The 24,044-nt window shown below is 63.4% G+C and carries 23 protein-coding genes; 5 read left to right on the forward strand and 18 right to left on the reverse strand.

Going from position 1 to position 24,044, the window contains the following annotated elements:
- Positions 1-176: 176 nt before the first annotated feature.
- Positions 177-488 (forward strand): hypothetical protein, encoded by a 312-nt coding sequence (locus BQ8794_RS22855; RefSeq protein WP_077380895.1) that lies wholly within the window; start codon positions 177-179, stop codon positions 486-488.
- 50 nt (positions 489-538) lie between these two features.
- Here the strand turns inward: BQ8794_RS22855 and leuC are convergent, their stop codons facing one another.
- The 5 genes from leuC to rplS all read right to left on the reverse strand — a co-directional run bounded on the left by leuC (position 539) and on the right by rplS (position 5,574).
- Positions 539-1,948 (reverse strand): 3-isopropylmalate dehydratase large subunit, encoded by a 1,410-nt coding sequence (gene leuC, locus BQ8794_RS22860; protein WP_077380896.1) that lies wholly within the window; start codon positions 1,946-1,948, stop codon positions 539-541.
- A gap of 259 nt (positions 1,949-2,207) precedes the next feature.
- Positions 2,208-2,843: a class I SAM-dependent DNA methyltransferase gene (locus tag BQ8794_RS22870; RefSeq protein WP_077380898.1), complete on the reverse strand. Its 636-nt coding sequence runs from the start codon at positions 2,841-2,843 to the stop codon at positions 2,208-2,210.
- Between the two features lie 57 nt (positions 2,844-2,900).
- A complete protein-coding gene (locus BQ8794_RS22875) occupies positions 2,901-3,716 on the reverse strand; it encodes an amino acid ABC transporter permease (protein WP_077380899.1) in 816 nt (271 codons plus the stop codon).
- A 263-nt stretch (positions 3,717-3,979) separates the two neighbouring features.
- Positions 3,980-4,777, reverse strand: a complete 798-nt coding sequence (locus BQ8794_RS22885; protein ID WP_077380900.1) for a transporter substrate-binding domain-containing protein — start codon at positions 4,775-4,777, stop codon at positions 3,980-3,982.
- 257 nt (positions 4,778-5,034) lie between these two features.
- A complete protein-coding gene (gene rplS, locus BQ8794_RS22890) occupies positions 5,035-5,574 on the reverse strand; it encodes a 50S ribosomal protein L19 (protein WP_077380901.1) in 540 nt (179 codons plus the stop codon).
- Between the two features lie 347 nt (positions 5,575-5,921).
- Here rplS and BQ8794_RS22895 point away from each other — a divergent pair, with 347 nt between their 5' ends.
- Positions 5,922-6,674, forward strand: a complete 753-nt coding sequence (locus BQ8794_RS22895) for a sulfite exporter TauE/SafE family protein (RefSeq protein WP_077380902.1) — start codon at positions 5,922-5,924, stop codon at positions 6,672-6,674.
- On the opposite strand, the gene trmD is transcribed toward BQ8794_RS22895, so the two are convergent.
- Both trmD and rimM read right to left on the reverse strand, forming a co-directional pair.
- Entirely contained in the window at positions 6,656-7,354 is a 699-nt protein-coding gene (gene trmD / locus BQ8794_RS22900) for a tRNA (guanosine(37)-N1)-methyltransferase TrmD (protein ID WP_077380903.1), read from the reverse strand. The genes BQ8794_RS22895 and trmD overlap by 19 nt on opposite strands.
- Positions 7,351-7,950 (reverse strand): ribosome maturation factor RimM, encoded by a 600-nt coding sequence (gene rimM, locus BQ8794_RS22905; protein ID WP_077380904.1) that lies wholly within the window; start codon positions 7,948-7,950, stop codon positions 7,351-7,353. The genes trmD and rimM overlap by 4 nt, the downstream gene beginning before the upstream one ends.
- Positions 7,951-8,098: 148 nt before the next feature.
- On the opposite strand from rimM, the gene BQ8794_RS22910 reads away from it, so the two are divergent.
- Complete coding sequence (locus tag BQ8794_RS22910) at positions 8,099-9,037, forward strand: tyrosine recombinase XerC (RefSeq protein ID WP_077380905.1); 939 nt, start codon at positions 8,099-8,101, stop codon at positions 9,035-9,037.
- A gap of 114 nt (positions 9,038-9,151) precedes the next feature.
- Positions 9,152-10,219, forward strand: coding sequence for a TraB/GumN family protein (locus tag BQ8794_RS22915; protein WP_077380906.1), 1,068 nt, complete (start codon positions 9,152-9,154; stop codon positions 10,217-10,219).
- A 719-nt stretch (positions 10,220-10,938) separates the two neighbouring features.
- Here the strand turns inward: BQ8794_RS22915 and lpdA are convergent.
- From lpdA to mdh, 10 genes are all read right to left on the reverse strand, one after another.
- On the reverse strand, positions 10,939-12,345 hold the full coding sequence (lpdA, locus tag BQ8794_RS22925) for a dihydrolipoyl dehydrogenase (RefSeq protein WP_077381022.1): 1,407 nt from the start codon (positions 12,343-12,345) through the stop codon (positions 10,939-10,941).
- Between the two features lie 142 nt (positions 12,346-12,487).
- Complete coding sequence (locus BQ8794_RS22930) at positions 12,488-13,243, reverse strand: SDR family oxidoreductase (RefSeq protein ID WP_077380907.1); 756 nt, start codon at positions 13,241-13,243, stop codon at positions 12,488-12,490.
- Positions 13,240-13,725 carry a hypothetical protein gene (locus BQ8794_RS22935; protein ID WP_077380908.1) on the reverse strand — a complete coding sequence of 162 codons (486 nt, stop codon included), beginning with the start codon at positions 13,723-13,725 and terminating at the stop codon, positions 13,240-13,242. Before BQ8794_RS22935 ends, BQ8794_RS22930 begins: the two co-directional genes overlap by 4 nt.
- A 68-nt stretch (positions 13,726-13,793) precedes the next feature.
- Positions 13,794-15,101, reverse strand: a complete 1,308-nt coding sequence (gene odhB, locus BQ8794_RS22940; protein ID WP_077380909.1) for a 2-oxoglutarate dehydrogenase complex dihydrolipoyllysine-residue succinyltransferase — start codon at positions 15,099-15,101, stop codon at positions 13,794-13,796.
- Positions 15,102-15,151: 50 nt separating this feature from the next.
- Positions 15,152-18,136, reverse strand: a complete 2,985-nt coding sequence (locus BQ8794_RS22945; RefSeq protein ID WP_077380910.1) for a 2-oxoglutarate dehydrogenase E1 component — start codon at positions 18,134-18,136, stop codon at positions 15,152-15,154.
- 160 nt (positions 18,137-18,296) lie between these two features.
- On the reverse strand, positions 18,297-19,199 hold the full coding sequence (sucD, locus tag BQ8794_RS22950) for a succinate--CoA ligase subunit alpha (protein ID WP_077380911.1): 903 nt from the start codon (positions 19,197-19,199) through the stop codon (positions 18,297-18,299).
- Between the two features lie 54 nt (positions 19,200-19,253).
- A complete protein-coding gene (locus BQ8794_RS22955; protein WP_077380912.1) occupies positions 19,254-19,625 on the reverse strand; it encodes a cupin domain-containing protein in 372 nt (123 codons plus the stop codon).
- Positions 19,625-19,915, reverse strand: a complete 291-nt coding sequence (locus BQ8794_RS36090) for a hypothetical protein (protein ID WP_210189852.1) — start codon at positions 19,913-19,915, stop codon at positions 19,625-19,627. Before BQ8794_RS36090 ends, BQ8794_RS22955 begins: the two co-directional genes overlap by 1 nt.
- 5 nt (positions 19,916-19,920) lie before the next feature.
- Complete coding sequence (gene sucC / locus BQ8794_RS22965; RefSeq protein WP_077380914.1) at positions 19,921-21,114, reverse strand: ADP-forming succinate--CoA ligase subunit beta; 1,194 nt, start codon at positions 21,112-21,114, stop codon at positions 19,921-19,923.
- A 31-nt stretch (positions 21,115-21,145) separates the two neighbouring features.
- Positions 21,146-22,114 (reverse strand): malate dehydrogenase, encoded by a 969-nt coding sequence (gene mdh / locus BQ8794_RS22970; protein WP_077380915.1) that lies wholly within the window; start codon positions 22,112-22,114, stop codon positions 21,146-21,148.
- Between the two features lie 239 nt (positions 22,115-22,353).
- Here mdh and BQ8794_RS22975 point away from each other — a divergent pair, with 239 nt between their 5' ends.
- A complete protein-coding gene (locus BQ8794_RS22975) occupies positions 22,354-22,782 on the forward strand; it encodes a GNAT family N-acetyltransferase (RefSeq protein WP_077380916.1) in 429 nt (142 codons plus the stop codon).
- 47 nt (positions 22,783-22,829) lie between these two features.
- Here BQ8794_RS22975 and zapE read toward each other — a convergent pair whose 3' ends face one another.
- A complete protein-coding gene (gene zapE, locus BQ8794_RS22980; protein ID WP_077380917.1) occupies positions 22,830-24,032 on the reverse strand; it encodes a cell division protein ZapE in 1,203 nt (400 codons plus the stop codon).
- Positions 24,033-24,044 lie beyond the last annotated feature (12 nt).

Raw genomic sequence — 24,044 nt, forward strand, 5'->3', positions numbered from 1 at the left:
AAAGCGCCTCGTAGGCGCGCTGCATCAGCGGCTCCAGCTCTGCCTCGCCGGTGGGGCGGCCTCGCCGAAGCTCGCGTTACTCTCGCGCCGGGCGGAAGCCTGCCGACGCCATGAGGCTGCACGGAACTTGAAAACGCGATCGGCGTTTTCCAGCAGCAATCGATGGAGATGCTTTCATGGCCGAAACGATCATGCTGACCGACCACGAAGCAATTCGCTCATGGGCCGCGGCGCGCGCCGGATTTCCGGCAATCGTAGACGTGTCGCCCGAAACGGGAACGCAAGCCATGCTGAGGCTGGTTTTCGGCCAGCATGCCTATCAGGACCAGGACCAGGCCGAACGCCCGGCCAACGCCGGCGGCTACGAACTGGTCGAATGGGACGAATGGTTCAAACTGTTCGACGAACGGCAGCTGGCGCTCGTGGTGGCAAAGGATGAACCCGGCCGGCGTGAGCAGTTCCATGAGATCGTCAGGCGTCCAGGGTGAAGAAAACCCGAACCGCATCGCGGTTCGGGTTCTGGCCTATCGCCATCGGCTTATTTCCACTCGCGGATGTCGACGAAATGGCCGGCGATCGCCGCCGCCGCCGCCATCGCCGGCGACACCAGATGGGTGCGGCCCTTAAAACCCTGGCGGCCCTCGAAATTGCGGTTCGAGGTCGAGGCGCAGCGCTCATGCGGCTTCAGCCGGTCGTCGTTCATGGCAAGGCACATCGAGCAGCCCGGCTCGCGCCAGTCGAAGCCGGCGGCGACAAAGATCTTGTCGAGACCTTCGGCCTCCGCCTGCTCCTTGACCAGACCGGAGCCCGGCACGATCATCGCATCGACGTGAGGGCTGACTTTCTTGCCCTCGACCACCTTGGCGACAGCGCGCAGATCCTCGATGCGACCGTTGGTGCAGGAGCCGATGAAGACGCGGTCGAGCGCGATATCGGTGATCTTGGTGCCTGGAGTCAGGCCCATATAGTCGAGCGCGCGCTGCTTGGACGTACGCTTGTTCTCATCGGTGATATCGTCGGGGTTCGGCACGATACCCTGGACCGAGACGACGTCCTCGGGCGAGGAGCCCCAGGAGACGATCGGCGGCAGTTTCGCGGCGTCGAGCACGACCACCTTGTCGAAATGCGCGCCCTCGTCGGACTGCAGCGTCTTCCAGTAGGCGAGCGCGGCGTTCCACGCCTCGCCCTTCGGCGCGCGCGGCTTGTCCCTGACATAGGCAAAGGTCGTCTCGTCGGGCGCGATCAGGCCGGCCCGGGCGCCGCCCTCGATCGACATGTTGCAGATGGTCATGCGCCCTTCCATCGACAGCGCGCGGATCGCTTCGCCGGCATATTCGATGACGTAGCCGGTGCCGCCGGCAGTGCCGATCTCGCCGATGATCGCCAAAATAATGTCCTTGGCGGTGACGCCTTCCGGCAGCACGCCGTCGACGCGCACCAGCATGTTCCTGGCCTTGCGCTGGATCAGCGTCTGCGTGGCCAGCACATGCTCGACTTCCGACGTGCCGATGCCGTGCGCCAATGCGCCGAATGCACCATGCGTCGAGGTGTGGCTGTCGCCGCAGACGATGGTCATGCCGGGCAGCGTAAAACCTTGCTCCGGACCGATGATGTGGACGATGCCCTGGCGGATATCCTTCTCGGAATAGTATTCGACGCCAAAATCCTTGGCGTTCCTGGCCAGCGCCTCGACCTGGATGCGGCTTTCCTCGTTCTTGATGCCGAACTTGCGCTCGGGCGAGGTCGATACGTTGTGATCGACCACGGCCAGCGTCTTTTCCGGATGGCGGACCTTTCTGCCGGTCATGCGCAGGCCTTCGAAAGCTTGCGGGCTGGTCACTTCATGGACGAGGTGACGGTCGATATAGAGCAGGCAGGTGCCGTCGTCCTGGCGGTCGACGACATGGTCGTCGAATATCTTGTCGTAGAGGGTGCGCGGTGCGCTCATGTGCGTAAATCCGTCGATATGAAAATGGGAAGCGACTAGCGCCTGGCTAGCCGGCGAACACGGCCTAGCGAAGTCGGCTGGTCAGAGCGCCGGAAACGCGCGCCGCGAATCGCGACGGCAGGCGTTTTCTGTCTTGCAGCACGAACCCCTTGTAAGCCGGATCGCCAAAAAGCTGTTCCATGGCGTGGCTCATATCAATGTTTTGGCTTTTCGGCAATTGCGGCTGCGTTCGCAGAACCTGGGTTCTGCAAACCGGGATTCAAACCACCTCGAACACAAATGTCTTCACCAGCGCCTGGGGCTCTGCGATCGCATAGCAGCGGAACCACGGGCTTTCTTCGACCGGCCGCCATTTTTTCGCCTGCTCCAGTTCGTCGAACGTCGCGTGAAACCCGCCGCTCGCAAAAACCTGGTCGCGAACGGTGAAGATCGCGTGGCCGCCCTTCCTGGTGATGCGCACCAGTTCATGCAGGCCGGAGGCCGGTGCATGGCTGATGGTGAACACGCCGGTCGAGAAGAAGGCGCGGAAATACCCGTCCGGCCAAGGCAGCGGATTGCCGAGCGTCGCCTGTTTCAGCTCGCTGTAAGCCTGCCGGCTGCCGGCGATTTCAAGCATTTCAGCCGACAGGTCGAGCCCGGCGATGTCATGATAGCCAAGCGCCTTGAGCGACGGTCCCGACAGGCCGGTGCCACAGCCCGCATCGAGCAGCGGCGCTTCGCCTGACGGCACATGGCGCGCCACCCAGGCGGCGATCAGGAACGGCAGGAGATAACCGAGCGACGCGGTTTCGCTGTCGTAGGTCGCAGCCCATGCCGCGTAGGCCTTGGCAAGCGCTTCCGGCGTGTCGGCCGTATAGACCGCATCCAGCGCGGCATTGGCTTTGTCGACGATCACTGGTTTCTCCGGACACAGGACATATGCCGCAATGGTAGCACCGTCCTCGCCTGCCGGCTATCGCTCATCCTGGCGGCGCAGCCGCTTCTCCAGCGCCCGCAAGGCCAGCGACAGGCCGACCGTCAGGATGAGATAGATATAGGCGACGATCGAATAAGTTTCGAAGAAGCGGAACGAGCCGGCGGCATAGATCTTGCCCATCTGGGTGATGTCGGCGACGCCGAGCACCGAGACCAGCGAGGAATCCTTGACCATGGCAACGAAATCATTGCCGAGCGGCGGCAGGATGGTGCGGATCGCCTGCGGAAACACGATCAGCCGAAAACGCTGCGTGCGCGTCAGCCCCAGCGCCTTCGCCGCCTCGATCTGGCCCTTCTCGACCGCCTCGATGCCGGCGCGGAAGACCTCCGAGATGAAGGCCGAGTAGCCGATGGTCAGCGCCATGATCGCGCGCCATAGCAACGATACGTCGCGTATCATTAGCTCGCCGAACAGGCCGGCGCTTTGCAGCGGCGCCGTCAGCGCGTTCCATCCCGCGACGAAGGCCGGCGCGCCGGCGAAGGCGATCCAGAACAACAGCACCAGCATCGGCACGCCGCGAATGATCTCGACATAGAAGCGAGCGATCTGGCGCAGCCAGCGCGACCCCGACAGCCCCATCAACGCAATGCCGAGCCCGATTGCCGAGGCCAGCGCGAAGGCGACCACCGTGACGAGCACGGTGATGCCGATGCCCTTGGCGACGGTCGCGAAAACCTGGGCGTAAAGGTCGCTTGCGGCGATGAAGATAGCGGCTGCCAGGGCGAGCGCAGCGGCCACGGCGAGCCACCAGGGGAAGTCGGATTTGGCGGTTGAAGATGCGGGCGTTGCCATCAGGGCGCGCCGACGAACCAACGTCGCGCCAAGCCACCCCACTCTGGCCTGCCGGCCATCTCCCCCTCGGGGGAGATCGGCAGCTTCGCTGGCCGCGCTTTTTCTCTAACGTTGAAGATTGGAGAAAGCGGAGGGTACAGCAAATCTCCCCCCTTGCGGCCCTTGCGGGGGAGATGTCCGGCAGGACAGAGGGGGGTGTACAAGCGCAAAGTCAGCGCGAGATCACGCCCACCACTGTCACGCAGCAAGTGCGCCAAACCGGCTCACTGCCCCATCTTGTAATCAAGGAACCATTTCTTGTTGAGCGCGTCGAGCGTGCCGTCGGCCTTCAGCGCGGCGATCGCCGCATTGACCGGCTTGACCAGATCCGAGCCTTTCGGAAAAATAAAGCCGAAATCCTCGGTGCCGAGTGGTCCGCCGATCAGCTTCAGCCCGCCATTGGACGCCTCGACATAGCCCTTGCCGGCAGTGCCGTCGGTCAGCACGACATCGACGTCACCAGTCTTCAACGCCTGCACCGTGGCGCCGAACGTCTCGAACAGTTTTATGCGCGGGTTCTGCTCATTGCCGTCGAGGACGCTGTAGACAGCGGTGTAGAAGGGCGTGGTGCCGGCTTGCGCGCCGATCAGCCCGTCCTTGAAAGCGCCGAGCGTCTTGGCGTCGGTGAAGCGCTTCTCGTCGCCGCGCACCAGCATGAACTGTTCTGAGCGCATATAGGGGTCGGAGAAATCGACCTTCTGCTTGCGATCGTCCTTGATGGTGATGCCGGTCATGCCGATGTTGTACTGGTTGTCGGAAACCGCCTGGATCATCGCGTCCCAGGAGGTGTTTTGGTACTCGACCTGGAAATTCAGCCGCTTGGCGATCTCGTTCATCGCGTCATATTCCCAGCCGATCTGCCTCCCGGTCTTGGCATCGATGAACTGCAGCGGCGGATAGGCGTTTTCCGTCACCACCACCACCTTCTTGCCGCCGAGATCTGGCAGCGCCTGCGCCAGGGCGGCGACGGGCGCAAGTATCAGAGCCAACAGGCCGGCCAACAGCAGTTTCGATTTGATCATGGTACACCCCGAGCATTTGAACGGCCTCGACATTGTCGAGGCTTGCAGGAAATCCGGCGCCGACTTTAGCTTTCCGCAGGCGCCTTGCAAGCCGGCTTGATGCGGCTCGCGCGAAATTGGATTCCATGCTTTCGAGGCATTACGGAACGATCCGTTTCGATTGCGGACCGACGCAGCCCGGCAAAATCGCAACCCATTCCGCGAGGCAAAAAAGGCGGCCGAAGCCGCCTTTCCGAAACATGGTTGTTGAAGACGCCTTATTCGGCGGCAGCGGCTTCCTCGGCCTTGGCGGCCTCGTCGGCGGCCTTCTTCTCGGCGGCGTCCTGCGCCGCCTTCTCGGCGGCCAGCGCCTGGGCGGCGGCCACCTTCTCGGCCTCGATGCGGGCCTTTTCGGCGTTCAGCGCATCGCGCTCATCATCGTTCAGCTTGCGGGCGCGCACGCCGGTGTTTTCCGAAATGCGGGCCGACTTGCCGCGACGATCGCGCAGGTAGTAGAGCTTGGCGCGGCGCACCTTGCCGCGGCGCACGATCTCGACGCCTTCGACCATCGGCGAAAAGACCGGGAACACGCGCTCCACGCCTTCGCCGTAGGAAATCTTGCGAACCGTGAAATTCTCCTGGAAACCGGCGCCGGCGCGGGCGATGACGACACCCTCATAAGCCTGGACACGGGTGCGGGTGCCTTCGGTCACGCGGACCTGGACGCGCACGGTGTCGCCGGGCTGGAATTCGGGAAGCTTGCGCTTGGCTTCGATCTTGGCGGCCTGTTCGGCCTCGAGCTGACGGAGGATATCCATCTCAAAAATCCACTTCTTGTTCTTCCGACAGTCAGAGCGTCCGACACTCGCCTTGCAGTTCCATTGACCGCTCGGCTATGCCCTTTATTCGAGACCATCTGGGTTCGAGAACATCGGGCAGGGGCGACTACACCGTCATTGTTGACGGGTCCGGCAGATTGTTCTTGCCAGCACGGCGCGCACATACAGCTATTTCGGCGCTTTGTCACGCCTTCGCCGTGTCTTTTTTGGTCGTTGGCCGACATTGCAATCTTTCAGCGGCAATCTTTCAGCGCAGGGGGTTGCGTCGAAGGGCCAAGCTTTTTAAGCCGGGCAGAACGTGACTTTCCTCCGGCGGCAACACCTCCATGCCAGTTCTCGATGCGGCCCTGCTCTTTTTCGCGGGCTTTCTCTCAGGTGCCGTCAACGCCATAGCCGGCGGCGGGACGTTCATAACTTTTGGCGCCATGTCGCTGGTCGGCCTGCCGCCGATCGTCGCCAACGCCACCTCGTCGCTGACGCAGTTTCCCGGCTACATCACTTCGACGCTCGCCTACTGGTCCGACATCAAGCATTTCTGGCGCACAGCGTTGCTGCTCGGCCTTGTCTCGGCTTTCGGCGCGCTGGCCGGTGCGCTCATCCTTCTGGCGCTCGACAATCCGTCGTTCCGCGTCCTGGTGCCCTGGCTGCTGCTGGCGGCAACCGCGCTGTTCGCCGCCGGGCCGTGGCTGAAGCCGGCGCCCAAGCCGGGCCGTGAGGCCGCGACGGGTTCGCTGGTCGGTTCCCTGGCGCAGTTCGCCACCGCCGTCTATGGCGGCTTCTTCGGCGCCGGCATGGGCGTCATGATGCTGGCGACGCTCGGCCTCACCCAGGCTGGGGACTATCACCGCCTCAACGCGCTGAAGAACCTGCTGGCCGTGGTCATCGCGGCAGTAGCCATCCTGGTCTTCGTCTCCGGCGACGTCATCGCCTGGCGGCAGGCGATCGTCATGATACCGGGCGGCGCGCTGGGCGGCTATGCCGGCGTCTGGATCGCCAAGCGCGTGCCGCAAATTGCCGTGCGCGGCTTCGTCGTCGGGGTCGGCGTGTTCCTGGCCTTTTACTATTTCACCAGGGGGTGAGCGGCCAACAGATCCGGCCGCCGCTCTTTCGTCAATCTTTCCGATTCGGCGCGTCGCCATGCGGCGATCTTCTGGTGATTGCCCGAGGTGAGAACCTCGGGGATTTGCCGGCCCTCGAATTCCTGCGGCCGCGTGTAGTGCGGGTGTTCGAGCAGGCCGTTTTCAAAGCTCTCTTCATCGCCCGACACCACGTTGCCCATCACGCCGGGCAACAGCCGAACCACAGCGTCGAGCAGCACCAGCGCCGCCGGCTCGCCGCCGGAAAGGATGAAGTCGCCGACCGAGACCTCCTCCAGCCCCCGCGCGTCGATCACCCGCTGGTCGACGCCTTCGAAGCGGCCGCAGACGATGACGACACCCGGCCCGGCGGCCAGTTCGCGCACACGCACCTGCGTCAGCGGTTTTCCACGCGGACTCATCAGCAGCCGTGGCCGTGGATCGCCCGGTGGCGAGCTATGGTCGATCGCCTTGGCCAAAACGTCGGCGCGCATCACCATGCCGGCGCCGCCGCCGGCCGGCGTATCGTCGACGGTGCGATGGCGGTCGGTGGCGAAATCGCGGATCTGGATTGCTCCCAGCGACCATGTGCCGGCCTCCAGCGCCCGGCCGGCCAGCGACACGCCGAGTGCGCCGGGAAACATCTCCGGATAGAGCGTCAGCACCGAGGCGGAAAAACTCACCGGTTGCCCCCGGCGTCCTTCGGCCCGCGCGGCCTGCCCTTCGGGTCGAAACCATCGCGGCCGGGAGCATCGCTGTCTTCGTCATCGATCAAGCCCGCCGCCGTCGGATCGATGCGGACGAAGCCGTCCTTGATCGACACGTCAGGAACGGCAGCCTGCGTGAACGGGATCAGCACGCCTTTGCGCCCCGCCAACGTCACGTCGAGAATATCGCCACCGCCGAAATTATGCACGGCGACGACCTTGCCGATGTCAGCACCGGTATCGTCGCGGACCGCCAGCCCGACGAGATCGGCATGATAGAATTCGTCCTCTTCGCCGTCGTCCGGCAGCACCGAGCGGTCGACGAACAATTCCGTGCCGGCGAGCGCCTCGGCGGCGTTGCGGTCGCTGATGCCCTTGAAGCGCACCACGACGACGGTGTTGGCCGGCCTGATGTCGACGATCTGGAAGGCGCGGCCGTCCCTGGCATAGAGCGGCCCGTAGTCGGCCAGCGCCAGCGGATCACCGGTGAAGGTTTTCACGCGCAATTCGCCCTTGATGCCGTGGGCGGCGCCGATCACGGCCATCTGGACGGGGTTTTGCGGTTTGGTCATCGGTGGAAAAATCCTTTGCCTTGCTCTAGCTCCACGCTCTTGTCATTTCAATGACGCGGCTCTTCACCGCTTCCTAACCCGGCTGCCGGAAGATGGCCCAGAATTGGAAGAACGGAATATTGGAAGAACGGCATATCGGAAGAGCGCAATGCAGGAATTCCTCATCCCGGCCAAACCAGACCTTCAGGCGGCCCGCGAAAGCTGGCTGAAGATGCTGGCGCGCGAACGCCGGCTGTCGCCGGAAACCGTGGAAGCCTATGAGCGCGACACGCGCCAGTTCCTGCACTTCCTGACCGGCCATTGCGGCGGCTCGCCCGGCATTTCGGATATCGCCGCTCTGCGCCCGGCCGATCTGCGCGGCTTTCTCGCTGCCCGCCGCGCCGGGGGCGCCGGCGCGCGCACGCTCGGGCGGGGGCTGGCCGGCATCCGCTCGCTGCTGCGCTTTCTGGAGCGGCGCGGCCTCGTCAATGCGGCGGGTGCTGCGGCACTGCGCGCGCCACGGCAGCCGAAGTCGCTGCCCAAGCCGCTGACGGCCAGTGATGCGAAACACGTCGTTTCGGTGGAAGGCCAGTTGGCGGAGCAGCCGTGGATCGCCGCCCGCAACGCCGCCGTGCTGACGCTGCTCTACGGCTCGGGCCTGCGCATTTCCGAGGCGCTCGGCCTGTCCGGCGCCGATCTGTCGTCGCCTGATGAAACGGTGCTACGCGTCACCGGCAAGGGCGGCAAGACACGGCTGGTGCCGGTGTTGCCGATCGCGCTGCGGGCGATCGCCGAATACCGGCGGCTCTGCCCCTATCATCTCGATCCGAAGGGCCTGCTGTTTCGCGGCGCCCGCGGCGGCCCGCTCAACCCGGCCATCGTCCAGCGCGACATGGCCAAGCTGCGCTCGGCGCTCAATCTGCCGGACACCGCCACGCCGCATGCGTTGCGCCATTCCTTCGCCACACATCTGCTTGGGCGCGGCGGCGACCTGCGCACCATCCAGGAACTTTTGGGCCACGCCAGCCTGTCGACGACGCAGATCTATACCGGCGTCGACACCGCGAGGCTGCTCGAAATCTATGAAGCGGCCCACCCGAGGGCGTAGCCGACGCATGATTTCGCAAAGTTGCAGCCAGGATATGCGCCGTGGAACGATGTCCGAGACAATTTTGCCGCGCCGGTTAACCGTTTCGCCGTTCTTTGTCTCTAAAAGCGAGCCATGAAACACGTCATTACCATCGCCGACCGCACGGCCCTTGCGTCGTTGAAGCTGCTCGTGGCGCTCAACGTCCTGTTTTTTCTCTCTTTCCTCATCATCGCGCTGCTCGCCGCCGGCAAGGCGCGCGCCGAAACCCCGGTCTGCGCCGGCGCCGACATGCTGTCGACCTTGCAGAAGGACGACCCCGCCACCTACCGCAAGATCGAGACGGAAGCGGCCGCAACACTGAACGGCAAGGGCCTGTTGTGGAAACTGGAAAAGGCGGGCGAAAGGCCATCCTTCCTGTTCGGCACCATGCACATGACCGACCCGCGCGTGACCACGCTGCCGCCCGCCGCGCAAAAGGCCTTTGACGCTGCCGACACTGTCGTCATCGAGACCACGGAGGTGCTCGATCAGCAGAAGATGATGGCGGCGTTCCTGAAAGAGCCGGAGCTGATGATGTTCACCGACAGCACCACGCTGTCCTCGCTGCTGTCGCGGGACGATGCGGCGGCGGTGAACAAGGCGCTCGACGCGCGCGGCATCCCGCCGGCGAGTGTCGCCAAGATGAAACCGTGGATGCTGTCGACCATGGTCGCGCTCCCGGCCTGTGAACTGGCCCGCCAGGCCGGCGGCGCGCCGGTGCTCGACATCAAGCTCGCGCAGGACGCCAAAGCCTCAGGCAAGGCCGTCGATGGGTTAGAGACCGTCGCCGACCAGCTTCGCGCCATGGCCTCGCTGCCGCTCGCTTTTCACATGAAGGGCCTCGTCGACACGCTGAAGCTCGGCGACAGGGTGAATGACGTCAATGAAACCATGATCGTGCTTTACCAGCGCGGCGACACCGGCATGCTCTGGCCGCTGTTTCGTGCCGTCCTTCCCGGCGACGAAGACGATTCGGCAAGCTATGCCGCCTTCGAGGAAATCATGATCACCAGCCGCAACAAGATGATGATCGACCATGCCAGGCCGATCCTCGCCAAGGGCAACGTGTTCATGGCGGTCGGCGCCCTGCACCTCCCTGGCGCGGAGGGCCTGGTCGAGGATTTCCGCAAGGCCGGTTACACTGTCACTGCCGTCGACTGAGTTGCACGGTCGAGTTGCAGACCCGGCAGACGTCATTCCGGGCGATGCCTTCACGAATCACGGAAGGCTTGTCATAGTACAGAGAGGTTGAAAGGCTCGTTTTGGCTCGATCGCTGCGAAATTTGCGAAGAAAGTGCATGCGGTCCAACGATTCAAGGCGAAGATTGCCCTGTTTTCGGCGTTTTCGATTCCTAGCGTGAAACCTGTTCAACGATTGCGCGTTGATGTGTGTTGATTGATACTTTTCATCCCACGGAGGACACTTTTATGGCGAATCCAAACGACCCGTACACCACTCCGACCCCCCCTCCCAAGTCGGGTGGCGGCAGCACCGGCTGGCTGATTGCCCTGGTCGTCGTTATCCTGGCCATTGTCGCTTACTATATTTTTGGAACAAGCGGTGAGGCGCCAGAGCCTGGTGAACCGCCGGCTGCAACCACGCCGGCCCCGGCGCCAGCGCCCGCGGAACCGACGCCTGCTCCGGCAGAGCCTGCGCCAGCCCCGGCACCTGCAGAGCCTGCGCCAGCTCCGGCACCCGCAGAGCCTGCTCCGGCGCCTGCCCCAGCACCTGCTCCGGCGCCTGCAGAGCCAGCGCCTGCCCCGGCGCCCGCACCAGCCCCGCAGTGATCGGCTGCTGACTCCAAATACGAACGGCCCGCTGAAAAGCGGGCCGTTTTGCTTTGAGCCGTCAGATGGCTGCCGGAGTTCCTTGGGAAGGCCTACATGTGAATCGGCTTGAAGAAGGTCGCCAGTGCCGCTTCCTTCACCGCTTCCGACATCGTCGGATGGGCGTGGCAGGTGCGGGCAAGATCTTCCGACGAGCCGCCGAACTCCATCAGCACCGCCGCCTCGTGGATCATCTCGCCGGCGCCGAAGCCGACAATATGGACGCCGAGCACGCGGTCGCTCTGCTTGTCCGCCAGGATCTTGACGAAGCCGTCGGTGTGCAGCATGGCGCGCGCCCGGCCATTGGCGCTGAACGGAAACTTGCCGGCCTTGTAGTCGATGCCGGCCGCCTTCAGCTCTTCCTCCGTTTTGCCGACCGAAGCGATTTCCGGACTGGTGTAGACGACGTTCGGAATCACCTCGTAATTCACATGGCCGGCCTGGCCAGCAATGATCTCGGCCACCGCCACCCCCTCGTCCTCGGCCTTGTGGGCGAGCATCGGCCCGGCGATGACGTCGCCGATGGCGTAGATACCGGGGACATTGGTCTTGAGATGGCCGTCGGTCTTGACGCGGCCGCGCTCGTCGACTTCGACCCCGGCCTCCTTCAGCCCGAGATTGTCCGAATAGGCTCGGCGTCCGGTCGCGATCAGCACCGCTTCCGCCTCGATGGTCTCGACCGCGCCGCCCTTGACCGGCTCGAAGGTGACGGTGGCGCCCTTCTTGACCTTGGCGACACCGGTCACCTTGGCGCCGAGCCTGAATTCGATGCCTTGCTTGGACAGCATGCGCTGGAACTGTTTGGCGACCTCGCCGTCCATGCCGCCGAGAATGGTGTCGAGGAACTCGACGACGGTCACCTTGGCGCCGAGCCGCGCCCATACCGAGCCGAGCTCCAGCCCGATGACGCCGCCGCCGACCACCACCAGGTGGCCCGGCACCTTGCCCAGCGACAACGCGCCGGTCGACGACATGATTACCTTCTCGTCGATGTCGACCTTGACGCCCGGAATGCCGGCGACGTCGGAGCCGGTGGCGATGACGATGTTCCTGGTCTCGATCTCCTCGACCTTGCCGTCCTCGCCGGTCACCGACACGTTTCCGGCGGACAGGACCTTGCCGGTGCCGCGAAAGCTGTCGATCTTGTTCTTCTTGAACAGGAAGGCGACGCCGTTGACGTTGGACGCCACCGTCGCGTCCTTGTGCGCCATCATCTTCTCCAGATTGAGCTTCGGCGCGCCGATTTCGACGCCCAGCGTGTCGAAGGAATGACCGGCCTCGGCGAATATCTCGGAGGCATGGAGGAGCGCCTTGGACGGGATGCAGCCGATATTGAGGCAGGTGCCGCCGAAGGTCGCGTTCTTCTCGACCACCGCCGTCTTCAGGCCGAGCTGTGCCGCCTTGATGGCGCAGACATAGCCGCCTGGTCCCGATCCGATGATAACGACGTCATAAGCCATGATTTGTCCTTCTGGTCTGGCACTCAGCCTTGGCTGGCATTTGAGCATTTTGCAGCCAAGTGGAACCACTTGGCGTCGCAGAAATGCGACTAAAACAAATAGATAGAGCGGGATGCCTAGTTCAATTTGAACGCATCCCGCTCTAGCGGCCGCCGCCCACTTCCAAATTCGCGCCTGTCGTATAGGACGCCCCGTCCGACAGGAGCCAGAGAATTGCCGCGGCGACCTCTTCGGTGGTCCCAGCCCTTTGCATCGGCACGCCGTGACGCATCCTCTCGACGCGATCCGGCTGTCCGCCGGAGGCATGAATTTCGGTATCGACAATCCCTGGACTGACCGCGTTGACGCGAATGCCTTCGCCGGCCACCTCGCGCGCCAGGCCAATATTGAAGGAATCGATCGCGCCCTTCGAGGCAGCGTAGTCGACATATTCGCCCGGCCCGCCAATTCTCGCTGCAATCGAGGAGACATTCACGATGGCGCCGCCCTTGCCGCCATGGCTGGTCGACATGCGCTTCACCGCTTCGCGGGCACACAGCATGGAGCCAATGACGTTGATGCGCATCATGCGCTCCAGCCTTGCCCCGCTCATTTCGTCGACACGCGCCCTCTGGTCGACCACGCCAGCATTGTTGACGAGTGCATCGAGCGGCCCGAAGGCGCGATCGATCCTCTCGAACATCGCCTGAATATCGGCCTCGCTGCCGACGTCGCCCTTGATGGCCAGCGCTTCGCCGCCATCCTGCTCGATCGCCTCGACAAGCGCTGCGGCAGCAGCCTCGTTCGAGGCATAGTTGATCGCGACACGGTATCCGGCCTTGGCGGCAAGTTTAGATGTGGCGGCGCCGATGCCGCGACCGCCGCCGGTCACCAGCAGCACTTTTTTGGGCGCGCTCATTCCTGACAGCCCTTCAACGAAAAAACGTCCCACGGCAGTTTTGAAAACCCGTTGGCGCCATAGGCGGCCGACATCTGTAGCGACGGTCCGAGGTCGGGAAAGATCAGGGTCTTCGGCGCGTCGACGCCTTCGGCCGGCAGCAGGGCGATGTTGCCCTTGTCGTCAGCACTGTAGACGACCCCTTCCCATAGCGTGCAGGCGGCGAGCTCGTCGCCGGTGACATCGCCTGTCGGGCATTTGTACATCAGCGAACCATGCGGCCGCGCCACGCCTTGCGTCCACATGACGATGCCGTCGAGCACGACGCCGTTGTCGAGCACCATCTTGAAGGTGTTGGTGACGACAGCCGATCCCCCCGTCGGCCTGAAATCAATCTCGGCCGCACTTTCGGCATCGCCATAGACGGCGAGCTCGAGCGGGCATGCGGCAAAGGCTGCCGATCCCGTCTGCGCAACGCCGGCCGCGCACAGCGTGAAAAACATTCCGGAGTGCAAACGAGAGGAACTCATTCGGTGGCGCAGATCCATTCTCCGGCTCACCTCGACCGGGCCTAGAGATCGAGCACCAGCCGTTCCGGATCCTCCAGGCTTTCCTTGACCCGCACCAGGAAGGTCACCGCTTCCTTGCCGTCAACGATGCGGTGATCGTAGGAGAGCGCCAGATACATCATCGGCCGGATCACGATCTGGCCGCCGACCACCACCGGCCGCTCCTGGATCTTGTGCATGCCCAGGATGCCCGACTGCGGCGCGTTGAGGATCGGCGTCGACATCAGCGAACCGTAAACGCCGCCGTTGGAAATCGTAAACGTGCCTCCTTGCATATCCGCCACGGAAAGCTTGCCGTCACGCGCGGCGACGCCCAGCCGGCCGATCTCCTTCTCGATCTCGGCTATTCCCATCTGGTCGGCATCGCGCACCACCGGCACGACGAGGCCTTTTTCGGTGCCGACGGCGACGCCGATATGGGCGTAGTTCTTGAAGATGATGTCTGTGCCGTCGATCTCGGCATTGACGGAAGGGATTTCCTTCAACGCATGGGTGACGGCCTTGGTGAAGAAGCCCATGAAGCCCAGCTTCACGCCGTGCTTCTTCTCGAACACGTCTTTGTATTTGGTCCTGAGCGCCATCACCGCGCTCATATCCACCTCGTTGAAGGTAGTCAGCATGGCGGCGGTCGACTGCGCTTCCTTGAGGCGGCGCGCGATCGTCTGCCGCAGCTTGGTCATGCGCACCCGCTCTTCGCGCGACGCGTCGTCGGCCGGGGACGGCGCACGGGCGGCGACCGGCGCGGGGGCCTTTGGCGTCTCGGACGGCTGCGACGGAGCGCCCCTGGCGATCGCGTCGAGCACGTCGCCCTTGAGCACCTGGCCGCGCTTGCCGGAGCCCGAGACCTGATCGACCGCGAGATTGCTCTCGGCCAGCAGCTTCGCCGCCGCTGGCGCCGGCGGCATCGCGCGCGCCTCGATCGGCCCGGCATCGCCGGCGATCTTGGCGGTCTCGGCCGCGGCTTGCTTGACGGTGGATGCGGCAGTCGGCGCCGAGGCCTGCGATACCGCGTCCTGCTTCGGTTCGGACGTTGACGCCTTCGCGGGTTCGGGTGCTGCCGCTTTTGCCCCGTTGCCCGCCGAAATCATGCCGAGCAAAGCGCCGACTTCGACCGTCTCGCCTTCCTTGACGGCGATCTCGCTGAGCGTCCCTGCGGCCGCGGCCGGCACTTCGACCGTTACCTTGTCGGTTTCGAGCTCGACCAGCGGCTCATCGGTGGCGATCGCATCGCCCACCTTCTTGAACCATTTGCCGATGGTCGCCTCGGTGACGGATTCGCCAAGAGTGGGGACGCGGATTTCGGTAGCCATTGTGCCTGTCCGTTTTTCTGTCGGTTCTGTTCTATTCGCCGAACTCTGTCCTATTCACCGAGCGCGTCTTCGAGCAAGGCGGCAAGCTGGGCGAGATGCTTCGACATCAACCCGGTCGCCGGCGACGCCGCGGCCGGCCGGCCGGTATAGCGCACCCGCTGGTGCTTGGCGTCGATATGCGCCAGCACCCATTCCAAATACGGATCGATGAACGACCAGGCGCCCATATTCTTGGGCTCCTCCTGGCACCACACCATCTCGGCGTTGCGGAAGCGTGACAGTTCGGTGATCAGCGCCTTGGCCGGGAACGGATAGAGCTGTTCGACGCGCAGCAGGTAGATGTCGTTGATGCCGCGCTTCTCGCGCTCCTCGTAGAGGTCGTAATAGACCTTGCCCGAGCAGAGCACGACGCGGCGGATCCTCGAATCCTTGGTGAGCTTGATCGCCTGGCCGGGGAGCTGCTGGGCATCGTCCCACAACAGCCGGTGGAACGCGCTTTCGCCCGACATCTCCGGCAGCGTCGACACCGCCCGCTTGTGGCGCAGCAGCGACTTCGGCGTCATCAGGATCAGCGGCTTGCGGAAATCCCGCTTCAACTGCCGGCGCAGGATGTGGAAGTAGTTGGCCGGCGTCGTGCAGTAGGCCACCTGCATGTTGTCTTCGGCGCAAAGCTGCAGGAAGCGCTCGAGCCTGGCCGACGAATGTTCCGGCCCCTGGCCTTCATAGCCATGCGGCAACAGGCAGACGAGGCCCGACATTCTGAGCCACTTGCGCTCGCCCGACGAGATGAACTGGTCGAACACCACCTGGGCGCCGTTGGCGAAATCGCCGAACTGCGCTTCCCACAGCGTCAGCGCCTTCGGCTCGGCCAGGCTGTAGCCATATTCGAAGCCGAGCACGGCCTCTTCCGACAGCATCGAGTTGATGACCTCGAATCCGGCCTGTGCCGCCGACAGATTGTTGAGCGGGATGTAGCGTGTCTCGTCGCGCTGATCGTAGAGCACGGAATGGCGTTGCGAGAACGTGCCGCGCTCCGAATCCTGGCCAGACAGCCGGACTGGATTGCCGTCGAGCAGGATGGCGCCGAAAGCCAGCGCCTCGGCCGTCGACCAGTCGATGCCTTCGCCCGACTCGATCGCCTGGCGGCGGTTTTCGAGAAACCGCATGATCGTCTTGTGGGCAGCAAACTCCTTCGGCACCTCGGTCAGCTTCTTGCCGATCTCCTTCAGCGTCTTGACCGGCACGGCGGTCTTGCCGCGCCGCTGTTCGTCCTGGTTGTCGGCTGTGCGCAGGCCCGACCAGGCGCCATCCAGCCAGTCGGCCTTGTTGGGCTTGTAGTGCTGGCCGACCTCGAATTCCTGCTCGAGATGTGCCCGCCAGTCGGCCTTCATCTTGTCGAATTCGGCCTGGCTGAGGTGGCCCTCGGCGATCAGCCGGTCGGCATAGATCTGCACCGTCGTCTTGTGGCGGCGGATGTTGCTGTACATGATCGGCTGGGTGAACGCCGGCTCGTCGCCCTCATTGTGGCCGAAGCGGCGGTAGCAGAACATGTCGACTACGACAGGCTTGTGGAACTTCATGCGGAATTCGATCGCCACCTTGGTGGCATGGACCACGGCTTCCGGATCGTCGCCATTGACGTGGAAGATCGGCGCCTCGATCATCTTGGCGACATCCGACGGATAAGGCGACGAGCGCGAGAAGCGCGGGTTGGTGGTGAAGCCGATCTGGTTGTTGATGATGACGTGCAGCGTGCCGGCGACGCGGTGGCCGCGCAGGCCCGATAAGCCGAGGATTTCGGCAATCACGCCCTGGCCGGCAAAGGCGGCGTCGCCATGCAGGAGCAGCGGCAGCACCTTGGCGCGCTCTTCCAGCGGCACGATCTCCTCGCGACTGCGGCCGAACAGAGAGTCCTGCTTGGCGCGCGCCTTGCCCATCACCACCGGATCGACGATTTCCAGATGCGAGGGATTGGCGGTCAGCGACAGGTGCACCTTGTTGCCGTCGAACTCGCGGTCCGACGAAGCACCGAGATGGTACTTCACGTCGCCCGAGCCCTCGACCTCGTCGGGAGCGGCCGAGCCGCCCTTGAACTCGTGGAAGATGGCGCGATGCGGCTTGGCCATCACCTGGGAGAGCACGTTCAGCCGGCCGCGATGCGCCATGCCGAGCACGATCTCCTTCATGCCGAGTTGACCGCCGCGCTTGACGATCTGCTCGAGCGCCGGGATCAGCGCCTCGGCGCCGTCGAGGCCGAAGCGCTTGGTGCCCTTGTACTTGACGTCGATGAACTGCTCGAAGCCTTCGGCCTCGACCAGCTTCTGCAGGATCGCCTTCTTGCCGGCGGCGGTGAAGGAGATCTCCTTGTCGGTGCCCTCGATGCGCGCCTGGATCCAGGCCTTCTCCTCGGGATCGGAAATATGCATGAACTCGACGCCGAGCGTCGAGCAATAGGTGCGGGTCAGGATGTCGAGCATCTGCCGGATGGTGCCGAATTCGAGCCCGAGCACATTGTCGAGGAAGATCGGGCGGTCGTAGTCGGCGGCGGTGAAGCCGTAATTTTCCGGCGACAGCTCGTTGTAATCCTCGAGCTTGGCGATGCCGAGCGGGTCGAGATTGGCGTGCAAATGGCCACGCATGCGGTAGGCGCGGATCATCATGATGGCGCGCACGGAATCACGCGTCGCCTGATGCACGTCGGCATCGGACAGGGTGACGCCGTTCATCACCGCCTTGTGCTGGACCTTCTTCTCGATGTGCTTCTCGACGATGCCCCAATCGCCGTCGAGCGCCGAGACCAGTTCGCCATTGGCCTGCAGCGGCCACGAGGGCTTGGCCCATGAGGCTCCCTTGGCATTCTTGCGGACATCGCCGGCGTCGTCCTTCAGCGCCGCGAAGAAATCCTGCCATTCGGGGTCGACCGAAGCGGGATCGTCCTCATAGGCGGCGTAGAGCGCGTCGATATAGTCGGCATTGCCGCCATAGAGGAAAGAGGTAAGCGAAAACTGGTCGTTGGCCTGATCTTGTCTTGCCATTTTTTTCAGCGGAGGCTGCGCTCCGTCTCCTGTTTTTGGGAGGGGAGTAGGGCAGTAAGGGAGTAGGGCAGTAGGGAAAAGTAGGCACTTGCCGTCGTTCGTCCCGTTCTTCCTATTCCCCTACTCCCATACTGCCTTACTGCCTTACTCCCCTACTCCCTTAACCCTTAATCGCTTCAACCAAGGTCGTGCCGAGCCTAGCCGGCGACGGCGATACCCTGATCCCGGCCGATTCCATCGCCGCGATCTTGTCCTCGGCGCCGCCCTTGCCGCCGGAGATGACTGCGCCTGCATGACCCATGGTGCGGCCGGCCGGGGCCGTGCGCCCGGCGATAAAACCGGCCATCGGCTTCTTGCGGCCACGCTTGGCTTCGTCCTTGAGGAACTGCGCGGCGTCTTCCTCGGCCGAGCCGCCGATCTCGCCGATCATGATGATCGACTGGGTCTCGTCGTCGGCGAGGAACATCTCCAGCACGTCGATGAACTCCGTGCCTTTGACGGGGTCGCCACCGATGCCGACGGCGGTGGTCTGGCCGAGGCCGACATTGGTGGTCTGGAACACTGCCTCATAGGTAAGCGTTCCCGAGCGGGAAACAACGCCGACCGAGCCCTTGCGGAAGATGTTGCCGGGCATGATGCCGATCTTGCATTCGTTGGGGGTCAGGACGCCGGGGCAGTTGGGACCGATCAGCCGCGATGTCGAGCGGTCGAGCCGCGCCTTGACCTTGATCATGTCGATCACCGGGATGCCCTCGGTGATGCAGATGATCAGCGGGATCTCGGCTTCGATCGCTTCCAGGATCGCCTCAGCGGCGCCCGCCGGCGGCACATAGACGACAGACGCATTGGCACCGGTCTTCGCCTTGCCTTCAGCGACGGTGGAAAAGATCGGCAAGCTCTCGCCCGTGGCACCGGCCCACGTCTCGCCACCCTTCTTCGGGTGGATGCCGCCGACCATTTTTGTCCCGTGATAGGCCAGCGCCTGTTCGGTATGGAACGTGCCGGTCTTGCCGGTCAGGCCTTGCACGAGCACCTTGGTGTTCTTGTCGACGAGAATGGACATGGTGGTCCTTTTTACAAACCGTTGATGGAGGAAGGCTGCGCGGCCATCGTCAGGTCAGAGCCGCTTGAGATCGGCGACGGTAAGGTCGCTTTTGGCGTTGCCGGTGTTGAGGGTCGTCGCCGGCTCGAACATCAGCACCACAGGCTGTTCGCTCAGCGAGCGCGGCCGGTGCTCGACGGACCGCGGCACGACGATGAACTCGCCGCTGCCAAGCTCCACCGTGCCGTCGCGGAAATCGATGGCGATGCGGCCGCGCAGCACCAGGAACGCTTCGTCCTCGTTGTCATGCGCGTGCCAGTCGAAGACGTCGCCGAACTTGGCGATCTTGACCTGGGCATCGTTGACGTCGCCGGCGACATGCGGATCGAAGACCTTTTTGATCTTCTGATCAGCCGCCTCGACCAGGTTTATCTTGTGCGGAGGCATTACGATTGGACCCAAACCTGAAATTTTTCAAACACACCATAGAGAGACGTGCAAAGACCGCCCACCAACATGGTCCACGCGATTGGCCTGAATACCCAAAGAGCAATGCCAACGAAGACCGGTCGAAATTGCGCCTGAAATTCAAACTGCCCAGGCAGAAACAGACCGTACTTTATCGCCTTTCTTTCATCGCCCCACCCGGCTTTGACTAAAGCAACCAGACAAAGCCAAACAAGTCCCATTCCCATGAGGGCCAAGCCACCGATCAACGGAGAAACTGGTTGGCCCATCAGGCTCAGCCCTTCACCGCCGCCACGATTTTCTTGGCCGCATCGTCTAGGTCATCGGCCGAGACGACGTTGAGCCCGCTGTCGTTGATGATCTTCTTGCCGAGCTCAGCATTGGTGCCTTCCAGCCGCACCACCAGCGGCACTTGCAGGCCGACTTCCTTGACCGCCGCGATAACGCCCTCGGCGATGATGTCGCACTTCATGATGCCGCCAAAGATGTTGATCAGGATGCCTTTGACCGCCGGATCCTTGGTGATGATCTTGAACGCCGCCGTCACCTTCTCCTTCGACGCACCGCCGCCGACGTCGAGGAAGTTGGCGGGCTCGGCGCCGTAGAGCTTGATGATATCCATCGTCGCCATGGCGAGGCCGGCGCCATTGACCATGCAGCCGATATTGCCGTCGAGCGCGACATAGGCGAGGTCGTATTTCGACGCCTCGATCTCCTTCTCGTCCTCTTCGGTGATGTCGCGCAGCTCCATCACGTCGGGATGACGGAACAGCGCGTTGTTGTCGAACGACACTTTTGCGTCGAGCACGCGCAGCCGGCCATTCTTCATGACGATCAGCGGGTTGACCTCGAGCAGGCTCATGTCCTTCTCGACGAAGGCTTTGTAGAGGATCGGGAACAACGTCTCGCCATCCTTGGCGGCGTCGCCATCGAGCTTCAGCGCGCCGTTGAGTTCTTTCAAATCATCCGCCGTCACACCTTTTTCCGGGTCGATGGCGACGGTGATGATCTTTTCCGGCGTGTCGTGGGCGACCGCCTCGATGTCCATGCCGCCCTCGGTCGAAACGACGAAAGCGATGCGGCCGACCGAGCGGTCGACCAGCAGCGACAGATAGAGCTCGCGCTCGATGTCGGCGCCATCCTCGATATAGAGCCGGTTGACCTGCTTGCCCGCCGGGCCGGTCTGCTTGGTGACCAGTGTGTGGCCAAGCATTTCCTTGGCGTTGGCGACCACTTCGGCCACCGATTTCGCCAGCCTGACGCCGCCCTTGGCGTCGGCGCCGAGCTCCTTGAACTTGCCCTTGCCGCGACCGCCGGCATGGATCTGGCTTTTTACCACATAGAGCGGGCCGGGCAGTGCCCTGGCGGCGGCTTCCGCCTCGCTTGCCCTGAACACCGGCACGCCTTCGGCCACCGGCGCGCCAAAGCCCTTCAGCAGCGCCTTGCCCTGATATTCATGGATGTTCATGCGCGTTGTCTCCAGATCAGCTGCTGGGGGATCACTTGGCGGCGAGTTGCGGAGCGATCTTGACGCAAGCCTCGCACAGGCCCTGCACCGCCGCCACCGAATTGTCGAACATCTTCTGCTCGGCCTTGCCGAGCTCGATCTCGATGACGCGCTCGACGCCGCCGGCGCCGATCACCACCGGCACGCCGACATAGGTGTTCTTGACACCATACTGGCCGGAGAGATGCGCAGCACAGGGCAGCACGCGCTTCTTGTCCTTGAGATAGGCTTCGGCCATGGCGATCGCCGAGGCGGCCGGTGCGTAGAAGGCCGAGCCGGTCTTGAGCAGGCCGACGATCTCGGCGCCGCCGTCGCGGGTGCGCTGCACGATCTGGTCGAGCTTTTCCTTCGAGGTCCAGCCCATCTTGATGAGGTCGGGCAGCGGGATGCCGGCGACCGTCGAATAGCGGATCATCGGCACCATGGAATCGCCATGGCCGCCGAGCACGAAGGAGGTGACATCCTCGACCGACACCTTGAATTCCTCGGCCAGGAAGTAGCGGAAGCGCGCACTGTCGAGCACGCCGGCCATGCCGACGACATGGCTCTTAGGCAGGCCGGAGAACTTCTGCAGCGCCCAGACCATGGCGTCGAGCGGGTTGGTGATGCAGATGACGAAGGCTTTCGGCGCGTATTTCTTGAGACCCGCGCCAACCTGCTCCATGACCTTCAGATTGATGCCGAGAAGGTCGTCGCGGCTCATGCCGGGCTTGCGCGGCACGCCGGCAGTGACGATGCAGACGTCGGCGCCCTCGATGCCGGCATAATCGTTGACGCCGGTCAGCCTGGAATCGAACCCATCGACCGGCGACGACTGCGCGATATCCAGCCCTTTGCCTTGCGGGATGCCCTCGGCGATATCGAACAGCACAACGTCGCCGAGATCCTTGAGGCCGATCATGTGGGCGAGCGTGCCGCCGATCATGCCCGAGCCGATGAGCGCTATCTTGTTGCGTGCCATGTCAGGATGTTTTCCCTTTAGACTGTGACGGCGTCCAAATCCCTTAACGAAATTGGGTGACGGCGTCGAGGAAGGAGACCGGAATGCTGCTGGGAAGCCGCGAAGATCGTCGCACCCAATAGCCCCGGCGTGTAAAATATTCAAACGATTATTTTGGAGTGAATAATTTCAATCGGTTAGAAACAACGGGAATTACGTAAGCGTCAAAAGAATTGAGACAAGCTTAGGAAAATTACGCAATGAAGATGGAAATAAGAAGGCTGTTTCCCGGCGATGACGCCCTTGTGATGCGGGTCGCCGAAGATGTGTTCGATGAACCGGTCAGGCTGGATCGGCTCGCCGCCTATCTCGCCTCATCAGGTCATTTCATGATCGTGGCATTGGCCGATGGCATAGTCGTCGGCCAATGCGCGGCCGTCATCCACCGCCACCCGGACAAGGTGAGCGAACTCTACATCGACGAAGTCGGCGTGGCGCCGGCCTTCCAGCGCCAAGGCATAGCAACGAAGATGCTCGACGCCATGTTTGAGCTCGGCCGGGAGCATGGCTGCGAGGAGGCTTGGGTCGGCACCGAGCCGCGCAATGTCTCGGCACGCTCGCTTTATGAGGCGCGGAAGGAGCCACACGGGCCGGCGGAGGATGTCGTGATGTATGTATATCGACTCTAGGCGCCGGCAGGACAGAGGGGGTGTGACGGAACGCTACGAAACGAGGTTCAGGCCTGCGCCTGCCTCGCCTCCACAGGCACCACCCGCGCCTTCCGCCTCTCCACCCAGTCTTCCAGCCATTCGTGGCTCTGCATCTCGATTAGCCGCGACGCCGTGCGCTCGAACTCGAAGACCTCGTTGCCGCGCTTGGCCGTATAAAGCTCCGCTGGCGGTGCGGCGGCGCTCACCACCAGCCGCACATGATGGTCGTAGAGCGTGTCGATCAGCAGGATGAAGCGCTTCGCCTCGTTGCGCATGCCTTCGCCAAGCACCGGCACATGATCGATAAAGACGGTCGAGAAGCGGCCGGCAATCGCCAGGAAATCGCGGGCGCCGAGCGGTTTTTCGCACAGATCCCCAAAGGAAAACCGCGCCGCTTCGCGGGCGGCGCGCGGCACCACGACCTGCCGGCCCTTTACCGTAAGGGCCGCTGCCTGCGTCGGCCTGCCATGCGTCATCACTTTCCAGGCCTCGTCGAGAACAGCATCGGCGGCGGCATCGGCGGGGGTGACATAGACCGGCAGGCGGCTGAGCTTGTCCAGCCGATAGTCCTTGTCGGCGTCCAGCGCCAGCACCTGCGCATGCCGCTCCAGGATGCCAATGAAGGGCAGGAAAAGCTTGCGGTTCAAGCCGTCGCCGTAGAGATCCTGCGGCGCGACATTGGACGTGGCGACCAGCACGACGCCGTTGGCAAACAGCGCCGAGAACAGCCGCGACAGGATCATCGCATCGGCGATGTCGGTGACGGAAAACTCGTCGAAGCACAGCACCCAGGCTCCCTCGGCCAACGCGCGGGCCACCGGCGCGATCGGGTCGTCTTCCCTTACGGTGCCCTCTTTACGCGCCTGCCGGTGCTTCTGGATGCGGTCCTGCACATCGGCCATGAAGTCGTTGAAATGCACACGGCGCTTGCGCCGGACCGGCACCAGTTCGAAGAACATGTCCATCAGCATGGTCTTGCCGCGGCCGACGCCGCCGTGGATATAGAGGCCCTTGACGGCCTCGCGCGTCTCGCGCTTGCGAGCGAACAGCCAGCCCAGCGCGCTCGATTTGTGCGCCAGCCGTTTTGCCGAAATCTCGTCGATCAGCCGGTCGAGTGCCGCGACGATCCGCTCCTGCGCCCGATCGCGGTCGATCACGCCCGTGTCGACCCAATGGTCGTAACGCTGCCGGACGGTCGCATGGGTCTGAAGGCCGTCACGCAGATGCATCGGTCACGTCGT

It is taken from the genome of Mesorhizobium prunaredense (assembly GCF_900156895.1).
Lineage (GTDB): Bacteria > Pseudomonadota > Alphaproteobacteria > Rhizobiales > Rhizobiaceae > Mesorhizobium > Mesorhizobium prunaredense.